At 65.3% G+C, this 25,764-nt stretch carries 21 protein-coding genes; 12 read left to right on the top strand and 9 right to left on the bottom strand.

What is annotated here, in order from left to right; translation table 11 throughout:
* Positions 1–217 precede the first annotated feature (217 nt).
* The 5 genes from HNP46_RS13140 to HNP46_RS13120 all read right to left on the bottom strand — a co-directional run bounded on the left by HNP46_RS13140 (position 218) and on the right by HNP46_RS13120 (position 5,350).
* Complete coding sequence (locus tag HNP46_RS13140) at positions 218–1,147, bottom strand: GGDEF domain-containing protein (protein WP_184589518.1); 930 nt, start codon at positions 1,145–1,147, stop codon at positions 218–220.
* A 266-nt stretch (positions 1,148–1,413) separates the two neighbouring features.
* On the bottom strand, positions 1,414–2,157 hold the full coding sequence (locus HNP46_RS13135) for a YciK family oxidoreductase (protein WP_184589516.1): 744 nt from the start codon (positions 2,155–2,157) through the stop codon (positions 1,414–1,416).
* Positions 2,158–2,276: 119 nt separating this feature from the next.
* Positions 2,277–2,954: an N-acetylmuramic acid 6-phosphate phosphatase MupP gene (gene mupP, locus HNP46_RS13130; RefSeq protein ID WP_184589513.1), complete on the bottom strand. Its 678-nt coding sequence runs from the start codon at positions 2,952–2,954 to the stop codon at positions 2,277–2,279.
* On the bottom strand, positions 2,951–3,649 hold the full coding sequence (ubiG, locus tag HNP46_RS13125) for a bifunctional 2-polyprenyl-6-hydroxyphenol methylase/3-demethylubiquinol 3-O-methyltransferase UbiG (RefSeq protein WP_184589511.1): 699 nt from the start codon (positions 3,647–3,649) through the stop codon (positions 2,951–2,953). The genes mupP and ubiG overlap by 4 nt, the downstream gene beginning before the upstream one ends.
* A 375-nt stretch (positions 3,650–4,024) precedes the next feature.
* On the bottom strand, positions 4,025–5,350 hold the full coding sequence (locus HNP46_RS13120) for a TRZ/ATZ family hydrolase (RefSeq protein WP_184589509.1): 1,326 nt from the start codon (positions 5,348–5,350) through the stop codon (positions 4,025–4,027).
* A 153-nt stretch (positions 5,351–5,503) separates the two neighbouring features.
* Here HNP46_RS13120 and mtnA point away from each other — a divergent pair, with 153 nt between their 5' ends.
* The 11 genes from mtnA to rarD all read left to right on the top strand — a co-directional run bounded on the left by mtnA (position 5,504) and on the right by rarD (position 20,865).
* Positions 5,504–6,580, top strand: coding sequence for an S-methyl-5-thioribose-1-phosphate isomerase (mtnA, locus tag HNP46_RS13115; RefSeq protein ID WP_184589507.1), 1,077 nt, complete (start codon positions 5,504–5,506; stop codon positions 6,578–6,580).
* Positions 6,581–6,813: 233 nt separating this feature from the next.
* Positions 6,814–9,594 carry a DNA gyrase subunit A gene (gyrA, locus tag HNP46_RS13110; protein ID WP_184589505.1) on the top strand — a complete coding sequence of 927 codons (2,781 nt, stop codon included), beginning with the start codon at positions 6,814–6,816 and terminating at the stop codon, positions 9,592–9,594.
* Between the two features lie 14 nt (positions 9,595–9,608).
* The gene (serC, locus tag HNP46_RS13105) at positions 9,609–10,694 is read left to right on the top strand and encodes a 3-phosphoserine/phosphohydroxythreonine transaminase (protein WP_184589503.1); all 1,086 of its coding nucleotides are present in this window, start codon (positions 9,609–9,611) and stop codon (positions 10,692–10,694) included.
* The gene (gene pheA / locus HNP46_RS13100; RefSeq protein ID WP_015478144.1) at positions 10,694–11,791 is read left to right on the top strand and encodes a prephenate dehydratase; all 1,098 of its coding nucleotides are present in this window, start codon (positions 10,694–10,696) and stop codon (positions 11,789–11,791) included. The genes serC and pheA overlap by 1 nt, the downstream gene beginning before the upstream one ends.
* An 84-nt stretch (positions 11,792–11,875) precedes the next feature.
* Complete coding sequence (hisC, locus tag HNP46_RS13095; protein ID WP_184589501.1) at positions 11,876–12,988, top strand: histidinol-phosphate transaminase; 1,113 nt, start codon at positions 11,876–11,878, stop codon at positions 12,986–12,988.
* On the top strand, positions 12,981–15,206 hold the full coding sequence (locus tag HNP46_RS13090) for a bifunctional prephenate dehydrogenase/3-phosphoshikimate 1-carboxyvinyltransferase (protein ID WP_311771805.1): 2,226 nt from the start codon (positions 12,981–12,983) through the stop codon (positions 15,204–15,206). Before hisC ends, HNP46_RS13090 begins: the two co-directional genes overlap by 8 nt.
* Positions 15,206–15,895 carry a (d)CMP kinase gene (cmk, locus tag HNP46_RS13085; protein ID WP_184589497.1) on the top strand — a complete coding sequence of 230 codons (690 nt, stop codon included), beginning with the start codon at positions 15,206–15,208 and terminating at the stop codon, positions 15,893–15,895. Before HNP46_RS13090 ends, cmk begins: the two co-directional genes overlap by 1 nt.
* A 533-nt stretch (positions 15,896–16,428) precedes the next feature.
* Positions 16,429–16,908: a BRO-N domain-containing protein gene (locus HNP46_RS13080; RefSeq protein WP_260403160.1), complete on the top strand. Its 480-nt coding sequence runs from the start codon at positions 16,429–16,431 to the stop codon at positions 16,906–16,908.
* Between the two features lie 372 nt (positions 16,909–17,280).
* A complete protein-coding gene (rpsA, locus tag HNP46_RS13075; RefSeq protein WP_184589495.1) occupies positions 17,281–18,963 on the top strand; it encodes a 30S ribosomal protein S1 in 1,683 nt (560 codons plus the stop codon).
* A 139-nt stretch (positions 18,964–19,102) separates the two neighbouring features.
* The gene (locus HNP46_RS13070; protein ID WP_184589493.1) at positions 19,103–19,972 is read left to right on the top strand and encodes a carboxylate/amino acid/amine transporter; all 870 of its coding nucleotides are present in this window, start codon (positions 19,103–19,105) and stop codon (positions 19,970–19,972) included.
* Positions 19,969–20,865 carry an EamA family transporter RarD gene (gene rarD / locus HNP46_RS13065; RefSeq protein ID WP_184589491.1) on the top strand — a complete coding sequence of 299 codons (897 nt, stop codon included), beginning with the start codon at positions 19,969–19,971 and terminating at the stop codon, positions 20,863–20,865. Before HNP46_RS13070 ends, rarD begins: the two co-directional genes overlap by 4 nt.
* A 42-nt stretch (positions 20,866–20,907) precedes the next feature.
* On the opposite strand, the gene HNP46_RS13060 is transcribed toward rarD, so the two are convergent.
* The 4 genes from HNP46_RS13060 to HNP46_RS13045 all read right to left on the bottom strand — a co-directional run bounded on the left by HNP46_RS13060 (position 20,908) and on the right by HNP46_RS13045 (position 24,262).
* Positions 20,908–21,477, bottom strand: a complete 570-nt coding sequence (locus HNP46_RS13060; RefSeq protein ID WP_409372435.1) for a C40 family peptidase — start codon at positions 21,475–21,477, stop codon at positions 20,908–20,910.
* Between the two features lie 379 nt (positions 21,478–21,856).
* Positions 21,857–22,264, bottom strand: coding sequence for an NUDIX hydrolase (locus HNP46_RS13055; RefSeq protein ID WP_184589486.1), 408 nt, complete (start codon positions 22,262–22,264; stop codon positions 21,857–21,859).
* Positions 22,261–22,833: a dihydrofolate reductase family protein gene (locus tag HNP46_RS13050; RefSeq protein ID WP_221454946.1), complete on the bottom strand. Its 573-nt coding sequence runs from the start codon at positions 22,831–22,833 to the stop codon at positions 22,261–22,263. Before HNP46_RS13050 ends, HNP46_RS13055 begins: the two co-directional genes overlap by 4 nt.
* A 64-nt stretch (positions 22,834–22,897) precedes the next feature.
* On the bottom strand, positions 22,898–24,262 hold the full coding sequence (locus tag HNP46_RS13045) for an MFS transporter (RefSeq protein WP_184589482.1): 1,365 nt from the start codon (positions 24,260–24,262) through the stop codon (positions 22,898–22,900).
* Positions 24,263–24,418: 156 nt separating this feature from the next.
* Between HNP46_RS13045 and HNP46_RS13040 the strand changes: the two genes are divergently transcribed.
* Entirely contained in the window at positions 24,419–25,756 is a 1,338-nt protein-coding gene (locus tag HNP46_RS13040; protein ID WP_184589540.1) for a DEAD/DEAH box helicase, read from the top strand.
* Positions 25,757–25,764: the final 8 nt, after the last annotated feature.

Below are 25,764 nucleotides of genomic sequence, written 5' to 3'. Positions count from 1 at the left end.
TGGGCTCCTACTCGTGCTCGAACACTGCGGACCTGCAGCTTGCCTTGCGTCGCTCTCACCTACGATCGTATCGGGAAAGGCAGACACAAGCGGACTCTGTCCGCGATAGGCCTGCCACGCGTCGGACGCCATCGCGGACGGAGTCCGCTCCTACGGGGATATCGGTGTGAGGGAAGGTCGGCGCGCGGAGCTACCTGGCAGGAGAGGCTCCGCTGGATCAGCCGGCGCAGGCCAGCCGATTGCGGCCGTCGCGCTTGGCTTCGTAAAGGGCGCTGTCGGCACGGCGCAGCAGATCGTCCACCGACTCGCCGCCATCGAGCGTGGCGCAACCCAGGCTGATGGACAGCGGCAAGGAATTGCCGTCGACGGCCAGGTCGAGTTCCTCCACGGCAGCGCGCAGCCGTTCGCCGACCTGGGCAGCGGCCACCCCTGGGGTATTGGAGAGCAGCACGAGGAATTCCTCGCCGCCGAAGCGGAACACCATGTCGACGTTGCGCAGGCTGTTCTTCAGGGCCGTGGCCACGGCGCGCAGGGCGTCGTCGCCGACGCTGTGGCCGTGGGCGTCGTTGATCTGCTTGAAGTGGTCGAGGTCGAGCATGAGGATCGACAGCGGCAGCAGGTGGCGCCGCGCCACTTCCACTTCGCGGCCCAGGGCCTGGTCCATGGCGATGCGGTTGCCGGTGCCGGTCAGCGCGTCGCGCAGCGCCGACTGCACGGCGGCGCGGTAGAGCAGGGCATTGCGCAGCGGGTAGAGCAGGCAGGCCATCAGCGATTCCAGCTGCGCCAGCTCGGCATCGGTGAAGCGCTGGCTGCGGCGGAAGCTGATCTCGCCGAGGTATTCGCTGCCGTGGGTCAGCCGGTAGTCGGCGCTGTGCCGCGCCACCTCGCCGAATTCCAGGCGATAGTCGGCGCCGGCGTGGGCATAGGCCAGGTAGTCCAGCGGCAGCATCTGCTGGATCTCGCGGAAGAACACCGCGAGGATCCGCTCGGCTTCCAGGCTGCACTGCAACTGCAGGTTCAGCTGCTGGCGCAGGCTGAGCAGGTCCAGCGGGCGACGGCGTACCGGCTTGCGCGCTTGCTGGGTGGCCAGGCGCTGGAGCTTGGCAGCATCGAAATCGATGGTATTGGACTGCTTGGGAGGAACCATGGCGTTGACCATTTTTACGGCGTTTGCAGGTTCAGAGCGATTTCCGTGCCAGGGCGCGGAAAGGCCTGAAAAGTCGCCGTATTGACCGACCGGTGGTGGTCAGGGTTCCTGAGGCGGGGAAGGATTCGCCAGAAGTCTGGCGAAATGATGGCACTTTGCCGGGTGTCGAGCTGGAGGAGAGCCGGAAAATTGGCGGGAAGCGGCGTCGTTGCTGGGCTGCAGGGCGACGCCGCTGGTACGTCAGTACCGTTTCCTCGCGGCGAAAATCAGTCCTGGGCGTTGAAGGCCTGGCCGTTCACGCCCTGGCTGTCCGGACCCATGAGGTACAGGTAGACCGGCATGATCTCTTCGGGCGCCGGATTGTTGTAGGCGTTCTCGCCCGGGTAGGCGTGGGCGCGCATGGCGGTGCGGGTGGCGCCGGGGTTGACGCTGTTGGCGCGCACTTTCGTGATGTCCTCGCACTCGTCGGCCAGCACCTGCATCAGGCCTTCGGTGGCGAACTTCGACACCGCGTAGGCGCCCCAGTAGGCGCGGCCCTTGCGACCGACGCTGCTGGAGGTGAAGACCACCGAGGCGTCCTCGGAGAGTTTCAGCAGCGGCAGCAGGGTATGGGTGAGGCTGAACATGGCGTTGACGTTCACCTGCATGACGCGGGTGAAGTTGTCGGTGGAAATCTGCTCGATGGGCGAGCGCAGGCCGAGGATCGAGGCGTTGTGCAGCAGGCCGTCGAGCTTGCCGAATTCCTTCTCGATCATCGCCGCCAGTTCGTCGTACTGGTGCGGCAGGGTGGTTTCCAGGTTCAGCGGGATCACCACCGGTTCCGGATGGCCGGCGGCGACGATCAGGTCATAGACCTCGTTGAGGAAGTCCTCGGTCTTGCCCAGCAGCAGCACGGTGGCGCCGTGGGCAGCGAAGGCCTGCGCGGCGGCCCGGCCGATGCCGCGGCCGGCGCCGGTGACCAGGATCACGCGGCCCTTGAGCAGGTCGGGGCGGGCGGAATAGTCGAACATGGGGGCTCCTTCGGAGAGCTGCAGGCTTCAGGCTTCAAGCTGCAGGCTTAGAGAAAAAATCGTGACACCATCTTGGCCTGCCGCCTGCCGCCTGCCGCCTGCCGCCTGCCGCCGCTGTGCTAGCAGCTGCAGAGCGCGCGATCGAGGACGGCGAGCAGGTCGCGCGGTGCATCGACGATGACGTCGGCGCCCCAGTGTGCGGGGTTGTCGTCCGGGTGGATGTAGCCGTAGCGCACTGCCGCGGTCTTGGTCCCGGCGGCGCGGCCGGACTCGATGTCGCGCAGGTCGTCACCGATGAACAGCACTTCGGACGGGTCGACCTTCAACTGGCTGCAGGCCAGCAGGAGCATTTCCGGGTCCGGCTTGCTCTTCGTCACGTGGTCCGGGCAGACCAGCACGGCGGAGCGCTCGGCCAGGCCCAGCTGCTGCATGATCGGCGCGGCGAAGCGCACCGGCTTGTTGGTCACCACGCCCCAGATCAGGCGCGACTGCTCGATGCTCTCCAGCAGTTCGGCCATGCCGTCGTACGGGTGGGTGAAGACGGCGCAATGCTCCTGGTAGCGGTCGAGGAACTCCTGGCGCAGGGTCTCGAAGCCGGGGGCTTCCGGGTCCATGTCGAAGGTCGCGGCGACCATGGCGCGGGCGCCGCCGGAGACCACGTCCTGGATGCGCTGGTCGGCGATGGGCGCGCGGCCGTGGTCCTTGAGCATCGCCTGGCACACGGCGATGAAGTCCGGCGCGGTGTCCAGCAGGGTGCCATCCATGTCGAAGAGAACCGCTCTGAGCATGCGACTCACTCCTCGCGCAGGGTCTGGATCATGTAGTTGACGTCGACATCGCTGGCCAGCTTGTAGTGCTTGGTCAGCGGGTTGTAGGTCAGGCCGATGATGTCCTTGACCGCAAGGCCGGCGTCACGCGACCAGGCGCCCAGCTCGGAGGGACGGATGAATTTCTTGAAGTCGTGGGTGCCGCGCGGCAGCAGGCGCATCACGTACTCCGCACCGACGATGGCGAACAGGTAGGCCTTCGGGTTGCGGTTGATGGTGGAGAAGAACACCTGGCCGCTGGGCTTGACCATCTTGTAACAGGCGCGGATCACCGAGGCCGGGTCCGGTACGTGCTCGAGCATTTCCAGGCAGGTCACCACGTCGAACTGCTCGGGCATCTCCTCGGCCAGGTCTTCGGCGGTGATGCGGCGGTATTCCACCGGCACGCCGGATTCCAGCTGGTGCAGCTGGGCGACCGCCAGGGGCGCTTCGCCCATGTCGATGCCGGTGACGGTGGCGCCGCGCTGGGCCATGGCTTCGCTGAGGATGCCGCCGCCGCAGCCGACGTCGAGGACCTTCTTGCCGGCGAGGCTGACGCGCTCGTCGATCCAGTTGACCCGCAGCGGATTGATGTCGTGCAGGGGCTTGAACTCGCTTTCGCGGTCCCACCAGCGGTGGGCGAGGGCCTCGAATTTGGCGATCTCGGCGTGGTCGACGTTGCTCATGGTGTCCCTATTCTTCAAAAAGCTGGCTTGAAAGCTGAAAAACGAATGGCGCCTATGATGCCAGCTTCGCGCGGCAGATGGGGCGCGGCATGACAGATTGTCGCAGCGTTGGCTAGTCCGCCGCGGTTGCTGTACTTGCCAGCCGCTGGTGAAAGTTAAGTGGCCTGCCGTGATAAGGGGATCTCGGCGTTGGGCGTTGCCCTCTCCCCAGCCCTCTCCCTGAAGGGAGAGGGAGCTATCCGAGCGGCTTGAAGGGCTGGCGCTTCCTGCTGGCCAGGTATCAAGTGAACTCCGGGCTTTACTATCGCTCCGATCCAGTCCCCTCTCCCTTCAGGGAGAGGGTTAGGGAGAGGGGCTTTCAGGCTCAGCAGGTAGTCAAGCGCCCGCGATCCTGCGCCCCCACTCGCCAGCCACGGCGATCAGGCGCTCTTCGTCCAGGCGGGTGAGCCTGCCGTCTTCCAGCAACTGCTTGCCGCCGACCCAGACGTGGCGCACGCAGTCGCGGCCGCTGGCATAGATGACCTGCGAAACCGGCTCGTACACCGGCTGCTGGGCCAGCCCGGAGAGGTCGAAGGCGGTGATATCCGCAGACTTGCCCAGTTCCAGGCTGCCGGTTTCCTGCTCCATGCCCAGCGCGCGGGCGCCGTTGAGGGTGGCCATGCGCAGGGCGCGGTGGGCGTCCAGCGCGGTGGCCTGGCCGGCCACGGCCTTGGCCAGCAGGGCGGCGGTGCGGGTTTCGCCGAGCAGGTCCAGGTCATTGTTGCTGGCCGCGCCGTCGGTGCCGATGGCGACGTTGACGCCGGACTGCCACAGGCGCTCCACCGGGCAGAAGCCGCTGGCCAGCTTGAGGTTGGATTCCGGGCAGTGCACCACCGAGCTGTTGGTTTCCACCAGCATGGCCAGGTCGTCGTCGCTCACCTGGGTCATGTGCACGGCCTGGAAGCGCGGGCCGAGCAGGCCCAGGCGATGCAGGCGGGCCAGCGGCCGCTCGCCATGCTTCTCCAGTGCCTGCTGGACCTCGAAGGCGGTCTCGTGGACGTGCATATGAATGCCGGCGTCCAGCTCCTCGGCCAGCATCAGGATGTTTTCCAGCTTGTCATCGCTGACCGTGTAGGGTGCGTGCGGGCCGAAGGCGACCTTGATGCGCGGGTGGTGCTTGAGGTCGTCGCGCAGCGCCAGGCCCTGGCGGATCGCATCGTCGGCGTCGCGGGCGCCGGGCACCGGGAAATCCAGCACCGGCACGCTGATCTGCGCGCGCACGCCGGCCTTGTGCACCACCTCGCAGGCGACCTGCGGGAAGAAGTACATGTCCGAGAAGCAGGTGATGCCGCCCTTGAGCTGCTCGGCGATGGCCAGTTCGGTGCCGTCGCGGACGAAGTCCTCGCCGACCCATTTGGCCTCCGCCGGCCAGATGTGCTCCTGCAGCCAGGTCATCAGCGCCAGGTCGTCGGCCAGGCCGCGGAACAGGCTCATCGCCGCGTGGCCATGGGCGTTGATCAGGCCGGGGGCGAGTAGCATGCCCGGCAGTTCGCGGGTTTCCGTCGCCGGGTGGCGCAGTGCTTCGGCGCGTGGCGCGAGCAGGGCGATGCGGCCGTCGCGGATGCCCAGGCCATGGCCCTGCAGGACCACGCCGGCGGGCTCCACGGGGACGATCCAGGTGGGGAAGAGCAGCAGGTCGAGCGGGGCTTTTGCGGTCGGCATGAAGCGCATCCTGGGCGCGTGGATAAAGGCGCCGAGTATAGCCGAGCGCCACTGCCGCAGGCTCGGTATACTCGGCGCTTTTACCCGCCTGCGCGGGAAGATTCCTGGGGGCCGGGAAGGGCCCGCGATTCCATTGAAATGAAGAGGTGTTCCATGCGTGAGCGACTGTTGGCGGCCGAACGGGTCACGGCCATTGATTGGCGCAAGGGCACTCTCCGTCTGCTGGACCAGCGCCTGCTGCCGCTGGAGGAAACCTGGCTGTCCTACGAGAGCGCCGAAGGCGTAGCCGACGCGATCCGCCAGATGGTCGTGCGCGGTGCGCCGGCCATCGGCATCGCCGCGGCCTATGGCCTGGTGCTGGGCCTGCGTGCCCGCGTGGCTGCCGGCGGTGACTGGCGTGCGGCGCTGGAGGAAGACTTCACGGTGCTGGCCGAGTCGCGGCCGACCGCGGTCAACCTGTTCTGGGCGCTGAACCGCATGCGTGACCGCCTGGAGCGCCTGAAGCCGGGTGAGGACCCGCTGCCGCTGCTGGAAGCCGAGGCCGTGGCGATCCACGAGAGCGACCGCGAGGCGAACCTGACCATGGCCCAGCTGGGCGTGGACCTGATCCGCAAGCACCACGGCGGCCCGCAGAAGATCCTCACCCACTGCAACACCGGCGCCCTGGCCACCGGCGGCTTCGGTACCGCCCTGGGCGTGCTGCGCGCGGCGCACCTGGAAGGGCTGATCGAGCGGGTCTACGCCGACGAAACCCGCCCCTGGCTGCAGGGTGCCCGACTGACCGCCTGGGAACTGGCCAACGAAGGCGTGCCGGTCACCTTGAACGTGGATGCCGCCGCCGCGCACCTGATGAAGACCGAAAGCATCACCTGGGTCATCGTCGGCGCCGACCGCATCACCGCCAACGGCGACGTCGCCAACAAGATCGGCACCTACCAGCTGGCGGTGACCGCCATGCACCACGGCGTGCGCTTCATGGTGGTGGCGCCCAGTTCGACCATCGACATGGGCCTGGAAAGCGGCGAGGACATCCCGATCGAGGAGCGTGACGGTCGCGAACTCCTGGAAATCGGCGGCAAACGTATCGCCGCTGACGTGGAAGCCTTCAATCCGGTGTTCGATGTGACCCCGGCCGACCTGATCGACGCCATCGTGACCGAACGCGGCGTTGTCGAACGTCCGGACACCGAGCGCATGGCCCAGCTGATGAGCCGCAAGCGCCTGCATTGACGCGGCCTGCAGCAATTCATCGAGGGGCTTGGCCGAGGGTAGGGTTTGACCTGGGCTTGTGGTAAGCTCCGACGGTTCTTGATGGGGCTTTTTTGCGCCCCCCACAGCATCGCGGATCAACGGCCAAGTCGTTGATTTGTAGAGAGTCGGTGGCGCTTTGATGGCGCACCGCGCTCCGCCGGGCTCAGGACGGGCCGGGTGGAGTCACATTTGAAAAAGGAACCAGGCTTCTCATGGGCGAACTGGCCAAAGAAATCCTCCCGGTCAACATCGAAGACGAACTCCGACAGTCCTACCTCGATTACGCCATGAGCGTGATCGTCGGTCGTGCCCTGCCCGATGCACGCGATGGCTTGAAGCCCGTGCACCGGCGCGTCCTGTACGCCATGAGCGAACTGGGCAACGACTGGAACAAGCCCTACAAGAAGTCTGCCCGTGTGGTCGGCGACGTGATCGGTAAGTACCACCCGCACGGCGACACCGCGGTGTACGACACCATCGTGCGCATGGCCCAGCCCTTCTCGCTGCGCTACATGCTGGTCGACGGCCAGGGCAACTTCGGTTCGGTGGACGGCGACAACGCCGCGGCCATGCGATACACCGAAGTGCGCATGTCCAAGCTCGCCCATGAGCTGCTGGCGGACCTGGACAAGGAAACCGTCGACTGGGTGCCCAACTACGACGGCACCGAGCAGATCCCGGCGGTCATGCCGACCAAGATCCCCAACCTGCTGGTCAACGGTTCCAGCGGTATCGCCGTGGGCATGGCGACCAACATCCCGCCGCACAACCTCACCGAGGTGATCGACGGCTGCCTGGCGCTGATGGATAACCCCGAGCTGTCCATCGATGACCTGATGCAGTACATCCCCGGTCCGGACTTCCCGACCGCAGGCATCATCAACGGCCGTGCGGGCATCATCGAGGCCTATCGCACCGGCCGTGGCCGCGTCTATATCCGTGCCCGCGCCACCATCGAGGACATGGAGAAGGGCGGCAACCGCCAGCAGATCATCATCACCGAGCTGCCCTACCAGCTGAACAAGGCCCGCCTGATCGAGAAGATCGCCGAGCTGGTGAAAGAGAAGAAGATCGAAGGCATCACCGAGCTGCGCGACGAGTCCGACAAGGACGGCATGCGTGTCGTCATCGAGCTGCGCCGCGGCGAAGTGGGCGAGGTCGTGCTCAACAACCTCTACGCCCAGACCCAGCTGCAGAGCGTCTTCGGCATCAACGTGGTGGCCCTGGTCGACGGCCAGCCGCGCACGATGAACCTCAAGGACATGCTCGAGGTGTTCATCCGTCACCGCCGTGAAGTGGTGACCCGCCGCACCGTCTACGAGCTGCGCAAGGCCCGCGAGCGCGGCCACATCCTCGAAGGCCAGGCCGTCGCCCTGTCGAACATCGACCCGGTGATCGAGCTGATCAAGTCCTCGCCGACCCCGGCCGAAGCCAAGGAGCGCCTGATCGCCACCGCCTGGGAATCCAGCGCCGTGGAAGCCATGGTCGAGCGCGCCGGCGCCGATTCCTGCCGTCCGGAAGACCTGGACGAGCAGTACGGCCTGCGCGAAGGCAAGTACTACCTGTCGCCGGAACAGGCCCAGGCCATCCTGGAACTGCGCCTGCACCGCCTGACCGGCCTGGAGCACGAGAAGCTCCTGTCCGAGTACCAGGAAATCCTCACCCTGATCGGCGAGCTGATCCGCATCCTGACCAACCCCGAGCGCCTGATGGAAGTCATCCGCGAGGAACTGGAGAAGGTCAAGGCCGAGTTCGGCGACGCCCGCCGCACCGAGATCGTCGCGTCGCAGATGGACCTGACCATCGCCGACCTGATCACCGAAGAAGAGCGCGTGGTGACCATCTCCCACGGCGGCTACGCCAAGTCCCAGCCGCTGGCCGCCTACGAGGCCCAGCGTCGCGGTGGCAAGGGCAAGTCCGCCAGTGGCGTGAAGGATGAGGACTACATCGAACACCTGCTGGTCGCCAACAGCCACGCCACCCTGCTGCTGTTTTCCAGCAAGGGCAAGGTCTACTGGCTGCGCACCTTCGAGATCCCGGAAGCCTCGCGTACCGCCCGTGGCCGTCCGCTGGTGAACCTGCTGCCGCTGGACGAAGGCGAGCGCATCACCGCGATGCTGCAGATCGATCTGGAAGCCGTGCGCGCCCAGTTCGCCGGTGACGACAACGATGACGACGACGTGGTCGCCGAGCAGGTCGCCGAAGTGGTGGAAGCCGAAGAGGCCGAAGAGGGCGACGACGCCGACTTCAGCCAGGACGAGCCGACCGGCGCGTACATCTTCATGGCCACCATGAAAGGCACCGTGAAGAAGACCCCGCTGATCCAGTTCACCAAGCCACGTTCCAACGGCCTGATCGCCCTGAAGCTGGAAGAGGGCGACTCGCTGATCGCCGCCGCCATCACCGACGGTTCGAAGGACGTGATGATGTTCTCCGACGCCGGCAAGGTCATCCGCTTCAAGGAAAGCAAGGTGCGCATCATGGGCCGTAACGCCCGTGGCGTGCGCGGCATGCGCCTGGCCGAAGGCCAGCGCATCATCTCCATGCTGATCCCCGAGTGCCGCGAAGCGCAGATCCTCAGCGCCTCCGAGCGCGGCTATGGCAAGCGCACCCCGCTGGCCGACTACCCGCGTCGCGGTCGTGGTGGCCAGGGCGTGATCGCCATGGTGATCAACGAGCGTAACGGCAACCTGGTGGGCGCCGTGCAGGTGCTGGATGGCGAGGAAATCATGCTGATTTCCGACCAGGGCACCCTGGTGCGTACCCGTGTCGACGAAGTCCGCGGCGCCGGCCGTAACACCCAGGGCGTGATCCTCATCAAGCTGGCTGCCGACGAGACCGTCGTGGGCCTGGAGCGGGTGCAGGAGCCGACCGTGGTGGACGACGAAGACGACGTCATCGACGGCGAGATCGTCGACGGCGAAGTGGCGCAAGAGAACCCAGAAGCAGGCGAAGACGCGGCTGAAGAAGCCCCTCAGGCCAGCGAAGACTGATAGCGAGAGTGGATGTGAGCAAGCGAGCCTTTAACTTCTGCGCCGGTCCCGCGGCGCTTCCCACCGCGGTGCTGGAGCGCGCCCGCGCCGAACTGCTGGATTGGCAGGGCAAGGGCCTGTCGGTCATGGAAATGAGCCACCGTAGCGACGACTACGTGGCCATCGCCGAGAAGGCCGAGCAGGACCTGCGCGACCTGATGAACGTGCCGTCGAACTACAAGGTGCTGTTCCTGCAGGGTGGCGCCAGCCAGCAGTTCGCCGAGATCCCGCTGAACCTGCTGCCCGAAGATGGCGTGGCGGACTACGTGGAAACCGGCATCTGGTCGAAGAAGGCCATCGAAGAGGCTCGCCGCTACGGCAACGTCAACGTGGTTGCCAGCGCATCCAAGTATGACTACTTCGCCATCCCCGGGCAGAACGAGTGGAACCTGTCCAAGGACGCCGCCTACCTGCACTACGCGTCCAACGAGACCATCGGCGGCCTGGAGTTCGACTGGATTCCGCAAGTCGGCGACGTCCCGCTGGTGGTGGACATGTCCTCGGACATCCTCTCGCGTCCGACTGATGTCTCGAAGTTCGGCCTGATCTATGCCGGCGCGCAGAAGAATATCGGTCCCTCCGGCCTGGTCGTTGTCATCGTCCGTGAAGACCTGCTGGGCCGCGCGCGCAGCAGCTGCCCGACCATGCTCAACTACAAGGTCGCCGCCGATAACGGCTCCATGTACAACACCCCGGCGACCTACTCCTGGTACCTCTCCGGCCTGGTCTTCGAGTGGCTGAAGGAGCAGGGCGGCGTCGATGCCATGGAGCAGCGCAACCGCGCCAAGAAGGACATGCTGTACGGCTTCATCGACAGCAGCGACTTCTACACCAACCCGATCCAGCCCAGCGCCCGCTCCTGGATGAACGTGCCGTTCCGCCTGGCCGACGAGAAGCTCGACAAGGCCTTCCTCGAAGGCGCCGACGCGCGCGGCCTGCTCAACCTGAAAGGCCACCGTTCGGTGGGCGGCATGCGTGCCTCCATCTATAACGCCCTGGGCCTGGACGCCATCGAAGCCCTGGTCGGCTACATGGCCGAGTTCGAGAAGGAGCACGGCTGATGAGCGACGCTGACCAGCTCAAGGCTTTGCGCGTACGTATCGACAGCCTCGACGAGAAGATCCTCGAGCTGATCAGCGAACGTGCCCGCTGCGCCACCGACGTGGCGCGGGTGAAGATGGCCGCCCTGCCCGAAGGCGAGAAGCCGGTGTTCTACCGGCCCGAGCGCGAGGCCTGGGTGCTCAAGCACATCATGGAGCTGAACAAGGGCCCGCTGGACAACGAGGAAGTCGCGCGTCTGTTCCGCGAGATCATGTCCTCCTGCCTGGCCCTGGAACAGCCGCTGAAAGTGGCCTACCTCGGCCCGGAAGGCACTTTCACCCAGGCCGCCGCGCTCAAGCACTTCGGCCACGCGGTGATCAGCACGCCGATGGCGGCCATCGACGAAGTGTTCCGCGAAGTCGCCGCCGGTGCGGTGAACTTCGGCGTGGTGCCGGTGGAAAACTCCACCGAGGGCGCGGTCAACCACACCCTCGACAGCTTCCTCGAACACGACATGGTGATCTGCGGCGAGGTGGAGCTGCGCATCCACCACCACCTGCTGGTGGGCGAGAACACCAAGACCAGCAACATCACCCGCATCTATTCCCACGCCCAGTCCCTGGCCCAGTGCCGCAAGTGGCTGGACGCGCACTACCCGAACGTCGAGCGCGTGGCGGTCTCCAGCAACGCCGACGCCGCCAAGCGGGTGAAGAGCGAGTGGAACAGCGCGGCGATTGCCGGCGACATGGCCGCCAGCCTGTATGGCCTGGACAAGCTGCACGAGAAGATCGAGGACCGCCCGGACAACTCCACGCGCTTCCTCATGATCGGCAACCAGGAAGTGCCACCCACCGGCGACGACAAGACTTCCATCATCGTCTCCATGCGCAACAAGCCGGGCGCTCTGCACGAGCTGCTGGTGCCGTTCCACAACAACGGCATCGACCTGACCCGCATCGAGACCCGCCCGTCGCGCAGCGGCAAGTGGACCTACGTGTTCTTCATCGACTTCGTCGGCCACCACAAGGACCCGCTGATCAAGGACGTGCTGGAAAAGATCAACAGCGAAGCCGTTGCCCTGAAGGTGCTGGGCTCGTATCCCAAAGCGGTACTTTGATTGCGGCGACAGGCTGCAGGCTTCAGGCCACAGGCGAGAGCGTCTAGTGCCTGCAGCCTGAGGCCTGCAGCCTGAGGCCCCGATATGTCCTGTGATTTCCTTGCCCTGGCCCAACCGGGCGTGCAGAAGCTTTCCCCCTACGTGCCCGGCAAGCCGGTCGATGAACTGGCCCGCGAGCTGAAGCTCGACCCCGCCGGCATCGTCAAGCTGGCCAGCAACGAGAACCCGCTGGGCCCGAGCCCGAAGGTCCTCGAGGCCATTCGTGCCGAACTGGCCGAACTGACCCGCTATCCCGACGGCAACGGCTTCGAGCTGAAGTCCCGACTGGCCGCTCGTTGCGGCGTCGAGACTGCGCAGGTCACCCTGGGCAACGGTTCCAACGACATTCTCGACCTGGTGGCCCGTGCCTATCTGGCCCCAGGCCTGAACGCCGTGTTCAGCCAGTACGCCTTCGCCGTCTACCCGATCTCCACCCAGGCCGTCGGCGCCCAGGGCAAGGTCGTGCCGGCGAAGGACTGGGGACATGACCTGGAAGCCATGCTGGCGGCCATCGACGCCAACACCCGCGTGGTCTTCATCGCCAACCCGAACAACCCCACCGGTACCTGGTTCGGCCCGGAAGCGCTGGAGCGCTTCCTCTCGCAGGTGCCGCAGAACGTGCTGGTGGTGCTCGACGAGGCGTACATCGAGTACGCCGAAGGCGAAGAGCTGCCGGACGGCCTGAAGTATCTGGCGCGCTACCCGAACCTGCTGGTCTCGCGCACCTTCTCCAAGGCCTATGGCCTGGCGTCCCTGCGCGTTGGCTATGCGATCTCCTCGGCGCAGGTTGCCGACGTGCTCAACCGCGTACGCCAGCCGTTCAACGTCAACAGCCTGGCCCTGGCCGCTGCCTGCGCGGCGCTGGATGACGCCGAGTATCTGGCTGAAGGCAAGCGCATCAACGACCAAGGCATGGCCCAGCTGGAAAGCGGCCTGCGCGCCCTGGACCTGCAATGGATTCCCTCCAAGGGCAACTTCATCGCCGTGGACCTCAAGCGTGACGCCGGCCCGGTCTACCAGGCCCTGCTCGCCGAAGGCGTGATCGTCCGTCCGGTCGGCGGCTACGGCATGCCGCAGCACCTGCGCATCTCCATCGGCCTGCCGGCCGAGAATGCCCGCTTCCTCGAAGCGCTGGCCAAGGTGCTCGCCCGTGCCTGATGTCCAGCCGCACAAGCTCCGCCGCCTCGTCGTGGTGGGGCTCGGCCTGATCGGCGGCTCCTTTGCCAAGGGCATCCGCGAGAAGGGCCTGTTCGAGGAAGTGGTCGGCGTCGACCGTGATCCGCAGACCCGCCGCCTGGCGGTGGAGCTGGGCGTGGTCGACCGCTGCGAGGAAAGCCTCGCTGCCGGTTGCCGCGAGGCCGATGTGATCCAGCTCGCCGTACCGATCCTGGCCATGGAGAAGGTCCTCGGCGAACTCGCCGGCCTCGACATCGGTAACGCAATCCTCACCGACGTAGGCAGCGCCAAGGGCAACGTGGTCCGCGCCGCGCAAGCGGTATTCGGCGGCATGCCGGCGCGCTTCGTCCCCGGTCACCCGATCGCCGGTTCCGAGCAGAGCGGGGTGGAGGCGGCCAATGCGAAATTGTTCCGCCGTCATAAAGTCATCCTCACGCCGCTGGATAATGCCGACGCGGACGCCATCCAGTGCGTCGAAAGCCTCTGGCGCGAGCTGGGTGCGGATGTCGAGCAGATGGCTGTCGAGCACCACGATGAGGTCCTCGCCGCCACCAGCCACCTGCCGCACCTGCTGGCTTTCACGCTGGTCGACTCGCTGGCCAAACGCAGCGAAAATCTGGAAATCTTCCGTTATGCCGCTGGCGGTTTCCGCGACTTCACGCGGATCGCCGGCAGCGACCCGGTGATGTGGCACGACATCTTCCTCGCCAACCGCGAGGCGGTGCTGCGCATCCTCGACGTATTCCGTGACGACCTCGACGACCTGCGCGAGGCCGTCGATAAAGGGGACGGGCAACAACTGATGGGCGTCTTCACCCGCGCCCGGGTTGCCCGCGAGCATTTCAGCAAAATCCTGGCCCGCCGGGCCTATGTGGACGCCATGCACAACAATGACCTGATTTTCCTGGCCCAGCCGGGTGGCCGCCTCTCCGGACGCGTACGCGTACCGGGCGACAAGTCCATTTCCCACCGCTCGATCATGCTCGGCTCCCTCGCCGAAGGCACGACCGAGGTGCAAGGTTTCCTCGAGGGTGAAGACGCCCTCGCCACCATCCAGGCGTTCCGCGACATGGGCGTGGTCATCGAAGGCCCGCACCACGGCCGCGTGACCGTTCACGGCGTCGGCCTGCACGGCCTGAAGACCCCGCCCGGCCCGATCTACCTGGGCAACTCCGGCACCTCCATGCGCCTGCTCAGCGGCCTGCTCGCCGCCCAGCCGTTCGACACCACCCTGACCGGCGACGCCTCGCTGTCCAAGCGCCCGATGAACCGCGTCGCCAAGCCGCTGCGGGAAATGGGCGCGGTGATCGAGACCGGCCCCGAAGGCCGTCCGCCGCTGACCATCCGCGGTGGCCAGAAGCTCACCGGCATGCACTACGACATGCCGATGGCCAGCGCCCAGGTGAAATCCTGCCTGCTGCTCGCCGGCCTGTATGCCGCAGGTGAAACCTCCACCACCGAGCCGGCGCCGACCCGCGATCACACCGAGCGCATGCTGCGCGGCTTCGGCTACCCGGTCGACGTCGAAGGTGCCACCGCCCGCGTCGAGTCCGGCCACAAGCTCACTGCCACCGCCATCGAAGTGCCGGCCGACATCTCCTCGGCAGCCTTCTTCCTGGTCGCCGCGAGCATCGCCGAAGGTTCCGACCTGACCCTGGAGCACGTCGGCATCAACCCGACCCGCACCGGCATCATCGACATCCTCAAGCTCATGGGCGCCGACATCACCCTGGAGAACCAGCGTGAAGTGGGGGGCGAGCCGGTCGCCGACATCCGCGTGCGTTCGGCCCAGCTGAAAGGCATCGACATCCCCGAAGACCTGGTGCCGCTGGCCATCGACGAGTTCCCGGTGCTCTTCGTCGCTGCCGCCAACGCCACTGGCCGTACCGTCCTGCGCGGCGCGGAAGAGCTGCGGGTGAAGGAATCCGACCGCATCCAGGTCATGGCCGACGGCCTGCTGGCCCTGGGCGTGAAGTGCGAACCGACCCCGGACGGCATCATCATCGACGGCGGCAGCTACGGCGGCGGCGAAGTCTGGAGCCACGGCGACCACCGCATCGCCATGTCCTTCAGCGTGGCCTCCCTGCGTGCTGGCGCGCCGATCCGCATCCACGACTGCGCCAACGTCGCGACCTCCTTCCCGAACTTCCTCGGGCTGGCGTCCGGCGCGGGCATCCGCGTCGCCGAGGAGAACAACTGATGAACGGCGAATGGCCTGTCCTCGCCATCGACGGCCCCAGCGGCTCGGGCAAGGGCACCGTCGCCGGCCTGCTGGCCAAGCGCCTGGGCTGGAACCTGCTGGACTCCGGCGCGCTGTATCGCCTGCTGGCGTTCGCCGCCGGTAACCACGGTATCGACCTGACCAATGAGGAAGCCCTCAAGGTCCTGGCCGCGCACCTGGACGTGCAGTTCACCCACGCCAAGGGCGGGCAGGGCCAGCACATCATCCTCGAAGGCGAAGACGTCACCGACGTCATCCGTACCGAACAGGTCGGCGCCGGCGCCTCCCAGGTCGCCGCGCTGCCGGCAGTGCGCGATGCGCTGCTGCAACGCCAGCGCGCCTTCCTCGAAGCACCGGGTCTGGTCGCCGATGGCCGTGACATGGGCACCGTGGTCTTCCCCAGCGCCCCGCTGAAGATCTTCCTCACCGCTTCCGCCGAGGAGCGCGCCCGTCGTCGCTACCTGCAGCTCAAGGGCAAGGGCATCGACAGCGACCAGGCCCAACTGGCCGAAGAAATCAGCGCCCGCGACGAACGCGACAGCCAACGCGCCGTCGCCCCGCTCAAGCCCGCCGTCGGCGCGATCCTGGTGGATTCCACTTCGATGAGCATCGAGGAGGTGGTGGAGAGCATCCTCGCCGAGGTTGCGCGGCTGGGCCTGGCTGATTAAGTCGGAAACCTCGTCCGGGCAAGGGTGGCTCGGATGAGGTCTGCCACCGGTGAATTTCGGGCTCCGCAACCGATGTGGGGCAATTAACGCGCGCTGTTTTCCAGCCTCCTATAGCTACAGGCGAATCGGCTGACATACCCGAACCTTTTGACCTGTCACCCTCGCCATCCTTTCCTGGGCATTTATCCCAGTCCTCATCTCACTCTGTAGGGCGCAAAGCCTTCTTCAGGAACCGCCTGACCTATCGATGGCGTTGCGCTCCTACAAGCCTGCTGCTTAGCGTTTTCTCCGCCACGGAACAGCCGTGGTCAGGTGTGGAAACCTGAATTTACCGAGAAACGCTGTAGTAGCAATCGACCGGTCCCCTGGGGCCGGTCGTCTCTGGCTGTCTATGGTGGGCCGTGTGAGGCGGACTCAGGTCCGGCCGGTTCTAACGGTTGTTCTCGGTAGCCGGTTTTCCACCCTTGCACGGTCCGCCTCCCTTTTTGGATATCTCGGGCGGCGGCTTCCTGACTTGAGCAAGGAGCGACTGCATGAGCACTTCGATGTCTTTTCCATCTGGCGACGGCCTTATTACCCAAGCCTTCATGCGTTACAACCGTCCACTGCGCGGCGTGCTGTTGGACCAGCAGCCGTGGTTCGCACTGCGCGACCTGACGAAGCTGACGGCCAGCAAGCGAGGCGTGGAGTTGGTGCGCAAGCTTGAGCCGGACCAGTCGCGTCGGGAGCGATTGGTGGGAGCGACGGAAGATGAGTGGCTGGTGAGCGAAAGCGGCGTGTATGCGCTGCTAATGTTGCACCTCTATCACCCGGAGAATCGCAGCCTACGGCAATGGCTGAGCAACGAGGTGGTGCCGGCGCTGCGTGCGGCGCAGCAGGACTGCCTTCTACTACCGCGCCATCGTTTCCGTGAGGTGCAGGGCCAGCAGATTGCGCTGCTGGACTGGCAAGGGCGGTTATGGCTGCGCTTTGCTGATGCGGCACGGCTGATGGAGCGGGAAGGGCGGAGCTGATGTTTCCAGGGCTCGCCTGCCCAGCAGTCTGGCGTTGCCAGACAGGCGGCGCATCCCTTCGGCCAACTCTGAGCGAAAATACCCAGCCCAGGCTGGAGTTCGCCTTCGCGCGAAACGCTTGGTTGGCCGGGCCCGTGGATTGACGCGGGCTGCATCCATTGCTACCATTCCAGACCTTGTATCGGGAGGGTTTCGCCCCTATTGAGCGAAACGTTCCCCCAAAATCTGAATGTGGAGCATCCGTATTTCGCGGATGCAACAGGGGGCCGGCGGGATACCAGTCTTGATCCTGCTGGCTTCTTTTTCATCACTTGACCGTGTCTGCTGGTGGCGCGGAATCGGGCTTACAAGCCTTTGACTACAGGTATAGACATGAGCGAAAGCTTCGCAGAACTCTTTGAAGAAAGTCTGAAATCCCTCGACATGCAGCCGGGTGCCATCATCACCGGCATCGTGGTCGACATCGATGGTGACTGGGTCACCGTCCATGCCGGTCTGAAATCCGAGGGCGTCATCCCGGTCGAGCAGTTCTACAACGAACAGGGCGAGCTGACCATCAATGTGGGTGACGAAGTCCACGTTGCGCTGGACGCGGTAGAAGACGGCTTTGGTGAAACCAAGCTGTCCCGCGAAAAAGCCAAGCGTGCCGAGAGCTGGATCGTTCTGGAAGCTGCTTTCTCTGCCGACGAAGTGGTCAAAGGCGTCATCAACGGCAAGGTCAAGGGTGGCTTCACCGTCGACGTCAACGGCATCCGCGCGTTCCTGCCGGGTTCGCTGGTCGACGTGCGTCCGGTGCGTGACACCACTCACCTGGAAGGCAAAGAGCTCGAGTTCAAGGTCATCAAGCTGGACCAGAAGCGCAACAACGTTGTCGTTTCCCGTCGCAGCGTCCTGGAAGCCGAAAACAGCGCCGAGCGCGAAGCTCTGCTGGAATCGCTGCAGGAAGGCCAGCAGGTCAAAGGTATCGTCAAGAACCTCACCGACTACGGTGCGTTCGTTGACCTGGGCGGCGTCGATGGTCTGCTGCACATCACCGACATGGCCTGGAAGCGTATCAAGCATCCGTCGGAAATCGTCAACGTTGGCGACGAGATCGATGTCAAGGTTCTGAAGTTCGACCGCGAGCGCAACCGCGTATCCCTGGGCCTGAAGCAACTGGGCGAAGACCCATGGGTTGCCATCAAAGCCCGTTACCCGGAAGGCACCCGCGTTACCGCGCGCGTCACCAACCTCACCGACTACGGCTGCTTCGCCGAGCTGGAAGAGGGCGTGGAAGGCCTGGTACACGTCTCCGAAATGGACTGGACCAACAAGAACATCCACCCGTCGAAAGTCGTTCAGGTTGGCGACGAAGTGGAAGTTCAGGTTCTGGACATCGACGAAGAGCGTCGTCGTATCTCCCTGGGCATCAAGCAGTGCAAGTCCAACCCGTGGGAAGACTTCTCCAGCCGCTTCAACAAGGGCGACAAGATCTCCGGCACCATCAAGTCGATCACCGATTTCGGTATCTTCATCGGCCTGGAAGGCGGCATCGACGGTCTGGTTCACCTGTCCGACATCTCCTGGAACGAAGTTGGCGAAGAAGCCGTTCGCCGCTTCAAGAAGGGCGACGAGCTGGAAACCGTCATCCTCTCCGTTGATCCGGAGCGCGAGCGCATCTCCCTGGGCATCAAGCAGCTGGAAGACGATCCGTTCTCCAACTACGCCTCGCTCAACGAGAAAGGCACCATCGTTCGCGGCACCGTGAAAGAAGTGGACGCCAAAGGCGCTGTTATCAGCCTGGGCGGCGAAATCGAAGGCATCCTGAAAGCCTCCGAAATCAGCCGTGACCGCGTTGAAGACGCTCGCAACGTTCTGAAAGAAGGCGAAGAAGTCGAAGCCAAGATCATCAGCATCGACCGTAAGAGCCGCGTCATCTCCCTCTCCATCAAGTCGAAAGACGTCGATGACGAGAAGGATGCGATGAAAGAACTGCGCACCAAGCAAGACGTAGAAAACACTGGTCCGACCACCATCGGTGATCTGATCCGTGCTCAGATGGAGAACCAGGGCTAATCCCTGATTTACCATCCAAGGAAAAGGGCGACTTCGGTCGCCCTTTTTCGTTTCTGCCTTTCCCAGGGCGCGGGCGCGCAGTGCTTTTCCTACGCTGAGACTGACGCTATCTTGCCTGCCCCGTTCCGGTCGCCTTTCCATGCCTTATCTGCTTTTCGTCACCGTCCTCTGGGCGTTCTCCTTCAGCCTGATCGGCGAGTACCTTGCCGGGCAGGTCGACAGCTATTTCGCCGTGTTGACCCGCGTGGTGCTGGCCGGCCTGGTGTTCCTGCCGCTGACCCGCTGGCGCGGCGTCGAGCCGCGCTTCATCGCCGGCGTGATGCTGGCCGGGGCGCTGCAGTTCGGCATTACCTATGTCTGCCTGTACCAGAGCTTCCGGGTGCTGACGGTGCCGGAGGTGCTGCTGTTCACCGTGCTGACGCCGCTGCATGTGGCGCTGATCGATGATGCGCTGAACCGCCGCTTCAACGCCTGGGCGCTGCTGGCCGCCGCCGTGGCGGTGCTGGGCGCCGGGATCATCCGTTACGACGGCGTCAGCGGCGACTACATCCAGGGCTTCCTGCTGCTGCAACTGGCCAACGCAACCTTCGCCGCCGGGCAGGTATTCTATAAGCACCTGGTGCAGCGCTATCCCTCGGATATCCCGCAGTACCGCCGCTTCGGCTATTTCTTCGTCGGTGCGCTGCTGATCGCGTTGCCGGGCTGGCTGCTGTTCGGCAATCCGCAGAAGCTGCCGAGTACCGAACTGCAATGGGGCGTGCTGGTGTGGATGGGCCTGCTGGCCACCGCGCTGGGGCAGTTCTGGTGGAACAAGGGCGGCACGATGGTGGATGCCGGCACCCTGGCGGTGATGAACAACCTGCATGTGCCGGTGGGGCTGCTGATCAACCTGCTGATCTGGAACGAAGCCGCCGACCTGCCGCGCCTGGCGCTGGGTGGGGCGGTGATCGTGGCGTCGCTGGGGGTGAACCGATTCGGTCTGCGCCTGCGCAAGGAGCGCTTTGCATGAATATCTCCGGACGTGGCGTAGCGCTGTCCCTGGCGTCTTCCGTGCTGTTCGTGACTCTGCCGGGTTACATCCACTCGCTGGAGCCGCTGACCAGCATCCAGGTGATCGCGCACCGGGTGGTCTGGTCGATTCCCATGGTCCTGCTGCTGGTGCTGTTCACTCGCCAGGGTGGCGTGCTGCGCGATGCGGGCCGGCGGTTGCTGCGCGAGCCGTGGCTGCTGGCGTGCTTCCCGCTGACGGCGGCGATGATGCTGGTGCAGTGGGGAGTGTTCATCTGGGCGCCCATGGTCGGACGCACGCTGGAGCTGTCGCTGGGCTACTTCCTGCTGCCGCTGACCATGGTGCTCTGCGGCCGGGTGTTCTATGGCGAGCGGCTGACCACGCTGCAGGGCATCGCCGTGGCCTTCGCGCTGGCCGGCGTGCTGCACGAGCTGTGGCTGACCCGGGCATTCTCCTGGTTCACCCTGATCACCGCGCTGGGCTATCCGCCGTACTTCATGCTGCGGCGCAAGATGGCGGTGGATTCGCTGTCGGGGTTTGTCTTCGAGATGCTCGTGCTGCTGCCGTTCGCCCTGGCGACCCTGTGGATAACCGATAGCGGCAAGGTGCTCGAAGAGGTGCCGCGCCTGTGGGCGCTGCTGCCAGTCCTGGGGTTGATCAGCGCGCTGGCGTTCGGCGCCATGATGGCGGCCAGCCGGCTGCTGCCCATGGGGCTGTTCGGGATTCTGAGCTACGTCGAGCCGGTGCTGCTGTTCGCCATCGCCGTGCTGTTCCTGGGCGAGGCGTTCAATCCGGCGCAGATCTGGACCTACGGGCCGATCTGGATCGCCGTGCTGCTGACCGGTTGGGATAGCGCGCGACTGCTGCGCCGACAGGCGCGTCGCGGCTTGTAAGCGATCGAGTAACGCTCTCCCACGACGGGAGAGCGTTCAGGGTCAATCGAAGCGGCTGCCGACGTCGGCCTTGGCCAGGGTTTCCGGCAGGATGCGGCGGGCGGCGGTGTAATGCTTCTTCCAGTAGTCGCCACTAAGGTCGGAGACGCGGACCTTCTGGCCGCGACGCGGCGCGTGGACGAACTGGTTGTCGCCGACGTAGATGCCGACGTGGTCGACATTGCGGCGGTTGTGGATACGGAAGAACACCAGGTCGCCCGGCTGCAGGTCGCCACGGGCGACTTTCGAGTTGCCGCGCATGCTGAACATCTGCTGCGCGGTGCGCGGCAGGTCGACTTCGTCGACGTTCTGGAACACGTAGTTCACCAGGCCGCTGCAATCGAAGCCGCGCTTGGGCGAAGTGCCGCCCCAGCGGTAAGGCGTGCCGATCATGCTGTAGGCGCGCTGGGTTACCTGGTGCGCCTCGCTCTTGGTCTGCTTGACCGGCTTGGCATTGAAGGTCAGCAGGGCACTGCCCTGGACCGGGACGCGCAGATCAACCGGGGCGGGCTGATAGGTGCGGGTAATCTTGGAGGAGGCGGTTGCCTCAGTGGCGGCTAAGAAAGTCGCCAAGCCTATGGAAAGGCATGTCAAAAGGGTACTTCGCATTCGGCATGTCTTCTTGCTGGTTGATGTCGCCCAGACTCCGCTGGATCGCCCTTGTTATCGGCGTGGTTTCCCTTGGTCCGCTCAAAAATTCCACGCATTCTGAACGACTTTTCATGACAGTTCGTACCGTCTGTCGATTCTGACAATTGCGCTGTGACTTGCAGGGCGGAGCGTGACATGTGCTCTGACGCATCAGTCACAGCCTGACCTTATAGCCGGAAGCCCTATAAAACGGGGCTTTCAGCTAGGCGACGGAATACCGGCGGACTACTGGCCAAAAGCCAGACGCTTAAGGCTTCTTAAGGAAAAACCCGACGAAATGCAGGTTATTGAGCTGAACGAATCAGCCCAGATGGGCAAGCAGAGCGGGAAGAACCTGTTCGCGCAGCAAGGGTGCGAGGTTGGGCGGCAGGTCACCCGAGGATTCCAGCCAGGCCAGCTCTTCCAGCTCGGCGGCGGGCTGGACGGCGTGGGGCAGGGCGGCGACGAAGACCTGCGCCGCGACACGCGTGTCGGGCTCGTTGGCGGCGTCGGCCTGGAAGTGGCCGAGCGGGGTGAGGGCGGCCGGCGGCAGTTGCAGGTCGAGCTCCTCCTGCAATTCGCGCAGCAGCGCCTGGACTGCCGTTTCGCCCGCCTCGTACTTGCCACCGGGCAGCATGAAGGCCTGGGTGCCGCGCTTGCGCACCAGCAGCAGTCGTCCGGCTTCGTCCAGCAGGCAGGCGGCGGCGATACGGAGCGTGGCTTGGGTCATGGTGCGGGGGTTTCCTTGAGGACCTGGTAGCGCATCTGCACGATGCCGCTGGGGAAGCTGCGCTGCTCCAGCAGCTGCAGGCGCTGTTCGAGGCCGATGCTGAACAGCGGTATGCCGGCCCCGAGCAGGTGCGGAATGATGCTGACGATCACCTCGTCGAGCAAGCCTGCGGCGAGGAAATTGCCCGCCAGGCTGCCGCCGCCCACCAGCCAGATGCGCTCGCAACCGCGAGCTTCCAGGGAGGCGAGGGCGTCCACCGGCGCGTAGTGCTCCAGTTCGACCTGCGCGGCGGCCTTGGGCAGGTGGTTGGAGCGGGTCATGACCAGGGCGGGCTTGTCCGGGTAGGGCCAGTCGCCCTGGTCCAGGCAGAACAGGTAGGTGGCACGGCCCATGAGCAGGCCATCGATGCTGGCGTAGAAGGCGCTGTAGCCGTGGTCGTCGGTCTCGCTGCCGTAACCCTGCAGCCAGTCCATGCTGCCATCGGGACGGGCGATGTAGCCGTCGAGGCTGGCGGCCACGTAATAGATGAGAGTCGCAGGCACCCGGATTCTCCTTTTTTGAAGGCCCATCAGAGCATGGCATCGCTCCTGCGGGGCTGCCCGCGCGTTTGTCCGATTCTTGACGCGTCGCGGATCAGCCGGCCAGCTCCTCCAGGGTGCGCCCGCGGGTTTCGATGCCGAACGCCCAGACCACTCCGGCGGCGACCAGGAAGCACAGCGCGCCCAGGGTGAACACGCCGCCCTGGCCGGCGATCGGCAGCACCAGGCCGCTGACGGTGGGGCCGAGCAGCGAGCCGACCCGGCCCACCGCCGAGGCGAAGCCCGAGCCGGTGGCCCGCGCGGAGGTCGGATAGAGCTCCGGGGTATAGGTGTAGAGCACCGCCCACATGCCGAACAGGAAGAACTGCATGGCCAGGCCGAAGCCGATCAGCAGGCCGAGGCTGGCGCCGAATACCGCGGTCTGCCCGTAGGCATAGGCCATCGCGCCGCCGCCCAGCAGCATCAGCACGCAGCTCGGTTTGCGCCCCCAGCGCTCGACCAGCCAGGCCGCGCAGAGGAAGCCGGGAATCCCGGCCAGGGAAATCAGCACGGTGTAGTAGACCGACTGGGTGACGGCGAAGCCCGATTGCTGCAGCAGCGCGCTGAGCCAGGAGGTCAGCCCGTAGAAGCCCAGCAGGGCGAAGAACCACAGGCTCCAGACGGTCAGCGTGCGGCGCCGGTAGGCCGGCGACCAGAGTTCGCCGAAGGCGCGGAAGAAGCCCGGTGTGCTGGGCTCCGGACGCGCCAGCGGACGCGGCTCGGGCAGGCTGCTCAGCTTCAGCGACTTCATCACCCGTGCCTCGATGCGGGCCAGGGAGCGCTCGGCCTTGTCCTGCAGGCCGGCCTGTTCCAGCCAGCGCGGCGACTCCGGGATCAGCAGGCGGATGGCCAGGACGAAGACCGCCGGGAAGGCCAGCAACAGGAACAGGCTGCGCCAGCCCGCACTCGGCAGGATGAAGTAGGACAGGCAGCCAGCGGCGATGAAGCCCAACGGCCAGAAGCCGTCCATCAGGGCGATGTACTTGCCGCGCTTGTGCGCCGGGATCATTTCCGAGAGCAGCGACTGGGCGATGGGGAACTCCATGCCCATGCCGATCCCCAGCAGCACACGGTACAGCGTCAGTTGCTGGACATCGCCGGCGGTGGAGCACAGGTAGCTGGCGATGCCCCAGAGCACGATGCTCCACTGGAACACCGGCTTGCGCCCGAAGCGGTCGGCGAGCAGGCCCGAGAGCGCCGCGCCGATCACCATGCCGACGAAGCTGGAACTGGCCAGCAGCCCGGCCTGGGCGCTGGACAGGCCGAACTCGGCTTTGATCGAGCCGAGTAGGAAGGTCATCATCGCCAGGTCCATGGAGTCGAAGAAGAACGCCAGGGCGATGATCACGAAGATCAGTCGGTGGTAGGGGCTCAGCGGCAGGCGCTCAAGGCGTTCGGCGGCGGTCGGGCGGTGCGTCATGGCGGCGTTCCTTGTGCTCTGCGGCGGGCTTTGCGGCCAGTCTGGGAGCGGCTCCGGGGCACGGCTGTCCCGCACGCGACCCACGACGTACCGATTGCGACCGGCGAATAAAACCCGCGCATCGGTTACGCTATGCAGCTATTTGGTCTTTACGTGATATCGAGGTCTGCCTTGTTCTCCCAATTCGCCCTCCACGAACGCCTGCTCAAGGCGCTCGATTCGTTGTCCTTCACCGAGCCGACGCCGGTCCAGGCCGCGGCCATTCCGAAGGCCCTGGAAGGGCGCGACCTGCGGGTGACGGCGCAGACCGGCAGCGGCAAGACCGCCGCCTTCCTGCTGCCGCTGCTGAATCGTCTGCTGGCTGACCTCAAGCCCAAGAGCGGCGCCCGCGCGCTGATCCTGCTGCCGACCCGCGAGCTGGCCCAGCAGACCCTCAAGGAAGTGGAGCGCTTCGCCCAGTTCACCTACATCAAGGCCTGCCTGATCACCGGCGGCGAAGACTTCAAGGTGCAGGGCGCGCGCCTGCGCAAGAACCCGGAAATCATCATCGGCACGCCGGGTCGCCTGAACGAGCAGTTCAACGCCGGCAACCTGCCGCTGGGTGACGTCGAAGTGCTGATCCTCGACGAAGCCGACCGCATGCTCGACATGGGCTTCTCCGAAGACGTGCTCAAGCTCGCTGCGCAGTGCCCGGCCGAGCGCCAGACCCTGCTGTTCTCCGCCACCAGCGGCAGCGGCCTGCACGACATGGTCGAGAAGGTCCTGCGCGATCCGGAAAACCTGCAGCTCAACCGTGTCAGCGAGCTGAACGAGGACGTCAGCCAGCAGGTGATCCTGACCGACCACGTTGGCCACAAGGAGCAACTGCTGCAGTGGTTGCTGACCAACGAGACCTACGAGAAGGCCATCGTCTTCACCAACACCCGTGTCGCCGCCGACCGCCTCACCGGCCGTCTGATCGCCGCCGGGCACAAGGTTTTCGTGCTGCACGGTGAGAAGGACCAGAAGGACCGCAAGCTGGCCATCGAGCGCCTGAAGCAGGGCGCGGTGAAGATCCTCGTCGCCACCGATGTCGCCGCCCGTGGCCTGGACGTCGACAGCCTCGACCTGGTGATCAACTTCGATATCCCGCGTCGCGGCGACGAGTACGTACACCGTATCGGCCGCACCGGCCGTGCCGGTGCCGGTGGCACCGCGATCTCGCTGGTGGGCCATGGCGACTGGAACCTGATGTCGAGCATCGAGCGCTACCTCAAGCTGCGCTTCGAGCTGCGTGTCATCAGTGAGCTCAAGGCCACCTACAAAGGGCCGAAGAAGGTGAAGGCCTCGGGCAAGGCGGCTGGCACCAAGAAGAAAAAGGATGACGCGAAGAAAACTGGCAGCAAGTCGGCGGCGAAGAAGAAGCCCGCTGCCAGACCGAAGTCCGGCCCCTCGAAGGTCGTGAGCCAGGATGGCCTGGCGCCGCTCAAGCGCAAGAAGCCGGCGGCGGAATAAACCTTTCG

The sequence above is a fragment of the Pseudomonas nitroreducens genome, from assembly GCF_014204515.1.
In the GTDB taxonomy this organism is placed as follows: domain Bacteria; phylum Pseudomonadota; class Gammaproteobacteria; order Pseudomonadales; family Pseudomonadaceae; genus Pseudomonas; species Pseudomonas nitritireducens_A.
This window is presented reverse-complemented; position numbering and strand designations above follow the sequence as displayed.